The 9,581-nt window shown below is 70.1% G+C and carries 8 protein-coding genes and 1 tRNA gene; 4 read left to right on the top strand and 5 right to left on the bottom strand.

Features of this window, described 5'->3' with window-relative positions:
- Window positions 1–24: 24 nt before the first annotated feature.
- The 5 genes from ACFVS9_RS04800 to ACFVS9_RS04780 all read right to left on the bottom strand — a co-directional run bounded on the left by ACFVS9_RS04800 (window position 25) and on the right by ACFVS9_RS04780 (window position 3,514).
- Window positions 25–96, bottom strand: a tRNA-Gln gene (locus ACFVS9_RS04800).
- Between the two features lie 85 nt (window positions 97–181).
- On the bottom strand, window positions 182–901 hold the full coding sequence (locus tag ACFVS9_RS04795) for an HAD family hydrolase (RefSeq protein ID WP_383118948.1): 720 nt from the start codon (window positions 899–901) through the stop codon (window positions 182–184).
- 86 nt (window positions 902–987) lie between these two features.
- Window positions 988–2,460 carry a glutamate--tRNA ligase gene (gene gltX / locus ACFVS9_RS04790; protein ID WP_389930027.1) on the bottom strand — a complete coding sequence of 491 codons (1,473 nt, stop codon included), beginning with the start codon at window positions 2,458–2,460 and terminating at the stop codon, window positions 988–990.
- The gene (locus ACFVS9_RS04785) at window positions 2,453–3,229 is read right to left on the bottom strand and encodes a fumarylacetoacetate hydrolase family protein (RefSeq protein ID WP_383117867.1); all 777 of its coding nucleotides are present in this window, start codon (window positions 3,227–3,229) and stop codon (window positions 2,453–2,455) included. The genes gltX and ACFVS9_RS04785 overlap by 8 nt, the downstream gene beginning before the upstream one ends.
- A gap of 99 nt (window positions 3,230–3,328) precedes the next feature.
- Window positions 3,329–3,514, bottom strand: a complete 186-nt coding sequence (locus tag ACFVS9_RS04780) for a hypothetical protein (RefSeq protein WP_383117866.1) — start codon at window positions 3,512–3,514, stop codon at window positions 3,329–3,331.
- A 608-nt stretch (window positions 3,515–4,122) separates the two neighbouring features.
- On the opposite strand from ACFVS9_RS04780, the gene ACFVS9_RS04775 reads away from it, so the two are divergent.
- The 4 genes from ACFVS9_RS04775 (at window position 4,123) to ACFVS9_RS04760 (ending at window position 9,381) form a co-directional block, all read left to right on the top strand.
- A complete protein-coding gene (locus tag ACFVS9_RS04775) occupies window positions 4,123–7,854 on the top strand; it encodes a nitrate- and nitrite sensing domain-containing protein (RefSeq protein ID WP_383117865.1) in 3,732 nt (1,243 codons plus the stop codon).
- A 9-nt stretch (window positions 7,855–7,863) separates the two neighbouring features.
- Window positions 7,864–8,277, top strand: coding sequence for a roadblock/LC7 domain-containing protein (locus ACFVS9_RS04770; protein WP_006127850.1), 414 nt, complete (start codon window positions 7,864–7,866; stop codon window positions 8,275–8,277).
- Between the two features lie 134 nt (window positions 8,278–8,411).
- Window positions 8,412–8,819, top strand: a complete 408-nt coding sequence (locus ACFVS9_RS04765) for a DUF742 domain-containing protein (RefSeq protein ID WP_003966010.1) — start codon at window positions 8,412–8,414, stop codon at window positions 8,817–8,819.
- Window positions 8,800–9,381 (top strand): ATP/GTP-binding protein, encoded by a 582-nt coding sequence (locus tag ACFVS9_RS04760; protein ID WP_015611636.1) that lies wholly within the window; start codon window positions 8,800–8,802, stop codon window positions 9,379–9,381. The genes ACFVS9_RS04765 and ACFVS9_RS04760 overlap by 20 nt, the downstream gene beginning before the upstream one ends.
- Window positions 9,382–9,581 lie beyond the last annotated feature (200 nt).

The following is a 9,581-nucleotide window of genomic DNA, read 5'->3' as shown; positions in this document are numbered from 1 at the left end:
GGGGCTTGTTACTTCGGTCTTGCGCTGGGCTACCAGGACTCGAACCTAGAATGACGGTACCAGAAACCGTAGTGTTGCCAATTACACCATAGCCCACTGAAACGCAACCCCTGCGGGTTATGTTTCTGTCTGCGCTTCCCGGCCGGATCTTTCGGCCCGCTCGGGCGGCGCAGGAAGAACATTACCTGAAGGTGTCCGGCGCTCCAAAACGGGTATCGCCCGCCAGCAGCCCGGGAAGCTCGTGCAGACCCGTGATCCGTACGAGTTCGGGACGCCCGCCCCGTCCTTCGCGGTCCAGCCAGATGCCGGTCAGCCCGGCGGCCACCGCTCCGCCCGCGTCGATGTCGGGTTCGTTGCCCACGTAGGCCACCTCGTGCGGGTCGAGTTCCAGGACCTCGCAGGCGGCGTGGAAGGCTCCCGCCTCCGGTTTGGAGATGCCCAGCTCGACGGCGCAGACGACCGCCTCGAAGCGGTCCCGCACCCCGAGCGCGCGCAGCTTGCGGTCCTGGTTGTGGATGCTCGAATTCGACAGGACGGCGTGCCGGTACCCGTCCGCCAGCCGGTCCAGGACGGGCACGGTGTCCGGGAAGAGCTCCCAGGCGGCCTCGTAGTGGGTGGCGTGCCGGCCGAACCACGCGTCGGCCTCGCCGTCGCTCAGCCACCGTCCGAGAAAGGCGCGTACGCGCTCGCGCCGCTGCCCCGGGAAGTCGATCTCCCCCGCGGAGAACCGCGTCCACTGCACGTCCGTGACGGCCTTCCAGACGTCGAGGGCGTGGTCGGGGGACCGGTACGCCGCGGGCAGCCCCTCGATCTCCAGGTGCCTGCGCATGCCGGCGCGGTCCGCCCCGGAGTAGTCGAAGATCGTGTCGTCGATGTCCCAGAGAACCGCTCGGATCGGCATGCCGGCCAGGTTACCGGCAGATCCGCCGCATGCCGACGGGGTGGCCGCCCGGCTCGGGCGGCCACCCCGTCGGGTGTGTACGGGCGCTACGCGGCGAGCTTCGCCAGCGCCGCGTCGACGCGGGCGATCGTCCTCTCGCGGCCCAGGATCTCCAGGGACTCGAAGAGCGGCAGGCCGACCGTGCGGCCGGTGACGGCGACGCGGACCGGGGCCTGCGCCTTGCCGAGCTTGAGGCCGTGCTTCTCACCGGCGGTGAGAACGGCCGCCTTGAGCGCCTCGGCGTTCCAGTCGGCGGCCAGCAGTTCCGCGCGGGCCGTGGCCAGCAGGGCGTCGGAGCCCTCCTTCATGGCCTTGTTCCAGGACGCCTCGTCCTCGACCGGCTCGTCCAGGAAGAGGAAGTCGACGTTGGCCGTGATGTCCGAGAGGACCGTCACACGGGTCTGGGCGTGCGGGGCGATCTCGGCGAACTGCTCCGCGTCGAAGGCCTCGGGCGCCCAGGGGGCGAAGGGGGCCTTCAGCCAGGGGCCGCAGGCCTCGGTGAACGTCTTCACGTCGAGCATCCGCAGGTGCTCGGCGTTGATGTGCTCGGCCTTCTTCAGGTCGAAGCGCGCCGGGTTGGCGTTGACGTCGGCGATGTCGAACGCGGCCACCAGCTCGTCGCGGCCGAAGATGTCGCGGTCCTCGGCGATCGACCAGCCCAGCAACGAGAGGTAGTTGAGCAGCCCCTCGGCGAGGAAGCCGCGCTCGCGGTAGAGGTTGAGCGAGGCCTGCGGGTCACGCTTGGAGAGCTTCTTGTTGCCCTCCCCCATGACGTACGGGAGGTGGCCGAAGGCGGGGGTGTCCTTGGCGATGCCCAGCTCGATGAGCGCCCGGTAGAGGGCGATCTGGCGCGGGGTGGAGGACAGCAGGTCCTCGCCGCGCAGGACGTGGGTGATCTCCATCAGGGCGTCGTCGACGGGGTTGACGAGCGTGTAGAGCGGGGCGCCGTTGGCCCGGACGATGCCGTAGTCCGGGACGTTCTCCGGCTGGACCGTGATGTCGCCGCGGACCAGGTCGGTGAAGGTGATGGCCTCGTCGGGCATCCGGAAGCGGACGATCGAGGTGCGGCCCTCGGCCTCGTACGCCGCCTTCCGCTCCTCGCCCAGGTCGCGGCAGTGTCCGTCGTAGCCCGACGGCTTCCCGGCCGCGCGGGCGGCGTCGCGGCGGGCGTCGAGCTCCTCGGTGGTGCAGTAGCAGTGGTAGGCGTGCCCGGCGTCCAGCAGCTTGGCGGCGACGTCCTTGTAGAGGTCCATCCGCTGCGACTGGCGGTACGGGGCGTGCGGGCCGCCGATCTCGGGGCCCTCGTCCCAGTCGAGGCCGAGCCAGCGCATCGAGTCGAGCAGCTGCTCGTAGGACTCCTCGGAGTCACGGGCGGCGTCGGTGTCCTCGATGCGGAAGACCAGGGTGCCCTGGTGGTGCCGGGCGAACGCCCAGTTGAACAGGGCGGTGCGGACCAGGCCCACGTGGGGGTTGCCGGTCGGGGAGGGACAGAAACGGACGCGGACGGGTGCGTTAACCACGCTTGATCACCTTGTTGGTGAGAGTGCCGATGCCTTCGATGGTGACGGCGACCTCGTCGCCGACGTGCAGGGGCCCGACCCCTGCGGGGGTTCCGGTGAGGATCACGTCGCCCGGGAGCAGCGTCATGGCCTCCGTGATGTGGACGACCAGGTCCTCGACGGAGCGGATCATGTCGCCCGTCCGGCCGAGCTGACGCTGCTCGCCGTTGACCGTGGCCTGGATCGCCAGGTCGCCGGGGTCGACGTCGGTCTCCACCCAGGGGCCGAGCGGGCACGAGGTGTCGAACCCCTTGGCCCGGGCCCACTGGCTCTCGCGCCGCTGGACGTCGCGGGCGGTGACGTCGTTGGCGCAGGTGTAGCCGAAGATGACGTCCTTGACGCGCTCACGCGGAACCTCGCGGCACATACGGCCGATCACCACGGCCAGCTCGGCCTCGTGGTGGAGCTCCTCGGAGAAGGAGGGGTACTCGATGGAGTCACCCGCGCCGATCACCGAGGTGGTCGGCTTGAAGAAGGCGACGGGCACATCGGGGACCTCGTTGCCCATCTCGGCGGCGTGTTCCGCGTAGTTGCGGCCGATGGCCACGACCTTGTTGGGGAGCACGGGCGGCAGCAGCCGGACCTTCTTCAGCGGGACCTTGGTCCCGGAGAGCTCGAAGTCGGTGTACGGGATGCCCTTGATGATGTCGAGGACGAGGCTGTCGGGGCTGTCGCCCTCGACCGCTCCGAAGGCGACATTGCCGTCGATGGAGAACCTGGCGATGCGCACGGGATGCTGTCGCCCCTCACTTGCTGGCTGGCTGAAGACTGACGCTCCAGGCTAACGCGGGCGAAGGGGGACAGCCGCGCGTACGACGGCCGGGGGCCGCTACCGGTCCGTCGCCGTGACCGGGGCTTCCATGAGGATCGTGCGGCGCGGGTTGGCCGTCTGGGTGGGCAGGTCGACGGCGTGCTCACGCTGTTCCGGCCTCTGCAGCGCGGCGGCGTCCTCGAGGTGCGCCAGCGTCGTGCGCCGGGGGTTGGCAATGTTGCGGAACACCATCGTCGTCTTCATCTGCCGTGTGGACCCTTGCCGCTGGGGCACCGCCCGAAGGCGCGCCGGTTGTCGGATTCGCTATCCCTGTAAAGCGCCAGGCTAAACATCCGATTCCCCGTCGTGGCCGGGATGAGACGGCGATCGTCATGTGAGTTTGCTCACGAAGTTGCCGACAAACCGCCCATTGCGGGCAGTTGACCATGGGATGCAAACCCGACAATCCATTACTGAATCAGCTATTCCGCTCCCGATCATGGCGTCTGGGACACCTGTCACCCCCAGGGAGTACACCCTTAATCACCCGGTTTGACCGTGAACACGTTCCACACCTTGTTACCCGCCCGTCACACCGTGTCATCCAGGTCACAGCCCGGTACGAGGGCCTTGTTGGAGATCCTCCACTGTGCTGGAATTCCACGCACCGCCGCGGGTTTCAGGCCCAGCGCGCAGGGGCGCAACGCAGCGCCGAGTGGCGGCGGGAGGGGGAAGTACGCCGGTCACTCACGACCACCATGGGGCGCGTCCAGCGCCCCACGACGCCGACACCGTTCTGTCGCGCCACGCGCGAGGGGACGCCTGGTCCAGAGGTTGCGACGCTAGTGCAGGGACGTTTCAAGAGGGATGGCATGGGGTCGCCCCAGCCCCGCCAGGGCCGAGGGGAAACCCCGGCGGACCAGGAGCCGCGCGGAGCGAACGACCGCGGTTCCTCGCCCCAGCACGCCCAGAATCCCGGTGCCATCGGTGACGGCGGCGACCGTGCGCAGCGCCCCGGCCAGCCGGGAGCCGGCAGCCCCGACGTGGAGCCGCCCCCCGCACCCGCCGGTCCGCCCTCCACAGGCTCACGCATAGCTCTGCGTAACTGGCGCATCAGCACGCGCCTGGTCTCGCTGCTGGCCCTCCCCGTGGTCGCGGCGACCACGCTGGGCGGGCTGCGGATCAACGAGTCCATGAACGACATGGACCAGCTGGAGCACATGCAGCTGCTCACCAAGATGACCAAGCAGGCGACCGCGCTCGCCAACGCGCTCCAGGAGGAGCGCGACAAGTCGGCCGGCCCGCTGTCGAACGGCGTGAAGGCCACCGACTACAAGGTCACCCAGCCCCGCGAGCGCACCGACCGGGCCAAGGCCGCCTTCTTCGAGGCGACCGACGAGATCGGCAACATCCCGGGCGACGCGGCCCTGGACAGCATCCACGCGAGCGTCAGCCAGATCGGCAGGCAGCTGGGCAACATCACCAGCATCCGCAAGGACGCCTACTCGGCCGACAGCCCGAGCCTCAACACGATCGACCAGTACAGCCAGCTGATCACCTCGCTGCTCAGCCTCTCGCAGGACATGGCGCAGGCCACCAGCAACCCGGAGATGATCAAGCGGACGCGTGCGCTGGCCGCCTTCTCCTCCTCGAAGGAGTACGCCTCCGTCGAGCGCGCCATCATCGCCGCGGCACTGCCCGGCGGTGACAGCAACGAGACGCACCTGAACGACAACGACCAGGCGTTCGGGCGCAACGCGCTCAACAAGGCCAGCACGACGCTGACCACCTTCGAGACGACCTACGAGTCCACAGGCAGGAGCTCCGCCGAGCTGCTCGCGCCGCTGGACAACGGGAACCCCGAGATCACGGCCGCGGACATGTACGCGAAGAAGGTGCTCGACAGCCCCCTGGGCATGGAGGGCAGCGGCAAGACGCGTACGTACATGGACTGGTACGACCAGAGCTCCAACAAGATCCAGGCCATGAAGACCATCGAGGAGACGCTCCTCGGCGAGATGGAGAGCAAGGCCCGCGAGCTGCGTGAGGAGTCGCAGCGCGACGCGATCCTCAACGGTGCGATCATCCTGATCGTCCTCGGTGTGTCGCTGGTCGGCGCGTTCGTCGTGGCACGGTCCATGATCCGTTCGCTGCGGCGGCTCCAGGACACCGCGACCCGGGTCGCCCAGGACCGTCTGCCCGAGCTCGTCCGGCAGCTCTCCGAGACGGACCCGCAGGACGTCGACACCTCCGTCGAGTCGGTCGGTGTGCACTCCAGGGACGAGATCGGCCAGGTGGCCGCGGCCTTCGACGACGTGCACCGCGAGGCCGTCCGTCTGGCCGCCGAGCAGGCGCTGCTGCGGGGCAACGTCAACGCGATGTTCACCAACCTCTCGCGCCGCAGCCAGGGCCTCATCCAGCGCCAGCTCTCGCTCATCTCCGAGCTGGAGTCCCGCGAGGCCGACCCGGACCAGCTGTCCTCGCTGTTCAAGCTCGACCACCTCGCGACCCGTATGCGCCGTAACGGCGAGAACCTCCTCGTCCTCGCGGGCGAGGAGCCCGGCCGCCGCTGGACCCGGCCCGTGCCGCTGGTCGACGTGCTCCGCGCCGCCGCCTCCGAGGTGGAGCAGTACGAGCGCATCGAACTGGCCGCGGTGCCCGCCACCGAGGTCGCCGGCCGCGTCGTCAACGACCTCGTGCACCTCCTCGCCGAGCTGCTGGAGAACGCCACGTCGTTCTCCTCGCCGCAGACGAAGGTCCGGGTCACCGGTCACGCGCTGCCCGACGGCCGTGTGCTCGTCGAGATCCACGACACCGGTATCGGCCTCTCCCCCGAGGACCTGGCCGCGATCAACGAGCGGCTCGCCTCGCCGCCCACCGTGGACGTCTCGGTGTCGCGCCGCATGGGTCTGTTCGTGGTCGGCCGCCTGTCCCTGCGTCACGGCATCCGCATCCAGCTCCGCCCCTCCGACTCCGGTGGTACGACCGCGCTGGTCATGCTGCCCATGGAGGTCGCGCACGGCGGCAAGCAGCCGCCGCCGAAGCCGGGCCAGGGCCAGCCGGGCGGCGCCCCGGGCGGTCTCCTCGCCGGCGGCGGCGCTCCCGCCGCGGGCGGCGGTCCCCGTCCCGGTCTCTCCGGTCCGCCCGCCGCCCCGGCCAAGGGGCTGGGTTCGTCCGCCCCGCGCGGACAGGTCGGCGCGGGCTCGGCTCCCCGGGCCGCGCTGCCCTCGCGCGACACCGGAGGGCGTCAGCAGCAGGGCCCCGGCCAGCAGACCCCCGGCCTGCCCAACCAGGGCCGGCCCGAGACCCAGCGTCAGGGCGGCGGCCTCGCCGGCGCCTTCTCCGGCAGCGCGCGGGCCAACGCGCGCCCCCCGCAGGACCCCTCGGCCGGCGCGGACTCGGGCCGCCCCAACCTCTTCGGCCACTCGGGTCCGCCCGCGCGGCAGAACCCTCAGCCTCAGCAGGGCCAGCCCGGCCAGGGCGGGCCCCAGCAGCCCGGTGGCCCCGGCCGCCAGCTGCCGCCCTCCGGCGGACCCCGGGCCGAGCTGCCCGGTGGCAACCCGCAGCCCCAGCGCCCCCAGAGCACCAGCTGGGGCGTCGAGGAGCAGGGCGGCCCCCGCCGTACGCCGGATTCCCCGCGCGGTCACGAGGAGCACGACGCCGGCCGGTTCGCCCGGCCCGGCACCTCCGGCCCGAACCAGCCGTTCGGCTCACCGGTGAACGACCGTCAGGGACCGGCCGCCACCGCCGAGTTCGCCCGCCCGGACTTCTCGGCTCCGCAGGCGCCCCAGGCCCCGCAGGCACCGGACCCGGCGAGCACCGCGCAGTTCGCCCGTCCCGACTTCAACGCCCCGATGCCGCAGGACCAGGGCTACAACCCCCCGGTCCCGCAGGACCAGGGGTACAACGCCGGGGCGCCGCAGGACCAGGGCTTCGGCAATCCCCTGCACCAGGACCAGGGCTTCGGCGCCCAGGCCCCGCAGTACCCGCAGGCGCCCGCGCCCCGCCGTGACAACGCCGACTTCGGCGACTTCGGGGCTCCGCGTCCGCCCGCCCCCGCCGCGGGTGACCTTCCGCAGCTCCCGGCCCTGCCGCAGCAGCCGCAGTCGGACATGCTGCCGCCGGCCGGTCCCGGTGACGGGCGTACGCCGCTGTACGACACGCTGGAGACGAACTGGTTCCACGGCCCGCAGCAGGGCGGCCAGCAGCCGCCCGCCGCCGAGCCGCAGGAACCGGCCGCTCCTCAGCACGCCGGCACACCGCCGCCCATGCCCCGCCGTGGCGCGGCCGACACCGGCGCCACGAGTTCGTGGCGCGCTTCGCCCAACGACGAGCTCGTACGGCAGGCGGAGCGTGTCAAGAAGCCCGCCGCGGGCGGGATCACCACTTCCGGACTGCCTCGCCGCGTTCCACGTGCCAATTTGGTGCCGGGCACCGCTCAGCAGCAGAATCATCAGTCCGGACCTCAGGTCTCGCGTGCGCCCGATGACGTACGCGGCCGTCTGACCAATCTCCGCCGGGGCATCCAGCAGGGACGACAGGCCAACACCGGCTCGTCTACCGGCAGTTTCCAACTCGGCCCCACTCACCAGCAGGAGCGTTAGTTGAGCCCCATGAGTCAGGCCGCGCAGAATCTGAACTGGCTGATCACCAACTTCGTGGACAACACCCCAGGGGTGTCCCACACGGTGGTGGTCTCCGCGGATGGCCTGCTGCTGGCGATGTCCGAAGGTTTCCCGCGCGACCGCGCCGATCAGCTGGCGGCCGTCGCCTCCGGCCTGACCTCGCTGACGGCAGGTGCCTCCCGGATCTTCGAAGGCGGCGCCGTCAGCCAGACGGTTGTGGAGATGGAGAGGGGGTTCCTCTTCCTCATGTCCATCTCCGATGGTTCCTCGCTGGCCGTTCTCGCCCACCCGGACGCCGACATCGGCCTGGTCGGGTACGAGATGGCTCTCCTCGTGGACCGCGCGGGGACCGTCCTCACCCCTGACCTCCGTGCCGAACTACAAGGCAGTCTGCTGCACTAGACGGCCATGCGGCAGACACCTGACACGATCCCCCCAGGTACTACTCAAAACCCTCACCCGTCCGGCCGACACAGCCCCGCACCGGCCACCTTCAGACGGCAAGCCGACACCCTGCTGTCACGCCCGGAGGATTTATGACCCCGCCACCCGCCTCACCTGATCCGTACGGCGCACTGCACCACGCGTCGTACGACGGTGAAGGCGACCAGCCGCTGGTCCGTCCGTACGCCATGACCGGCGGCCGGACCCGGCCGCGGTACCAGCTCGCGATAGAGGCGCTGGTCAGCACGACTGCGGACCCCGCCCATCTGGGGACGCTGCTCCCCGAGCACCAGCGGATCTGCCACCTGTGCCGCGAGGTCAAGTCGGTGGCCGAGGTCTCGGCCCTGCTGTCCATGCCGCTCGGTGTGGCGCGGATCCTCGTGGCGGACCTGGCGGAAGCCGGCATGGTGGCCATCCACCAGCCGGGCAACGGAGAGGCCGGCGGCGCGCCGGATGTGACACTGCTCGAAAGGGTGCTCAGTGGACTTCGCAAGCTCTAGCGGCGGTACGGCCCGTGCCACCACCTCGGCGAAGATCGTGGTGGCAGGGGGCTTCGGCGTGGGTAAGACCACGTTTGTCGGTGCCGTTTCGGAGATCAATCCGCTGCGCACCGAAGCCGTGATGACGTCCGCGTCCGCGGGCATCGACGACCTGACCCACACCGGGGACAAGACCACCACCACCGTGGCCATGGACTTCGGACGCATCACCCTGGACCAGGACCTGATCCTCTACCTGTTCGGCACCCCCGGACAGGACCGCTTCTGGTTCATGTGGGACGACCTGGTCCGCGGCGCCATCGGCGCCGTCGTCCTCGTCGACACCCGACGCCTCGCCGACTGCTTCCCCGCCGTCGACTACTTCGAGAACAGCGGCCTCCCCTTCGTCATCGCCCTCAACGGCTTCGACGGACACCAGCCCTACACACCCGACGAAGTACGCGAAGCACTCCAGATCGGCCCCGACGCCCCGATCATCACGACCGACGCCCGCCACCGCGCGGACGCCAAGAGTGGCCTGATCACGCTGGTGGAGCACGCTCTGATGGCCCGGCTGAAGTAGCCACAAGTCGGTATCGATCTACGGAAGTTGCCGTAGTCACGCGGGGGCGGGCTGTGTCCTTTGACACGCTCCGCCCCCGCGTTCATAACATTTCGACAGACAATCGGGGGCCCGTCGACACCCGACGCGCACGACCGGTACCGCTGTGCTCATACGAGCCTCGCCTTTTGACGGGGCTCGCTCTTTATGCCCGTTTTATC

The sequence above is a fragment of the Streptomyces sp. NPDC058008 genome (assembly GCF_042886395.1).
Classification (GTDB): Bacteria; Actinomycetota; Actinomycetes; order Streptomycetales; family Streptomycetaceae; genus Streptomyces.
The sequence above is the reverse complement of the archived record's forward strand: the minus strand, read 5'-3'. Positions and strand labels throughout refer to the sequence as shown.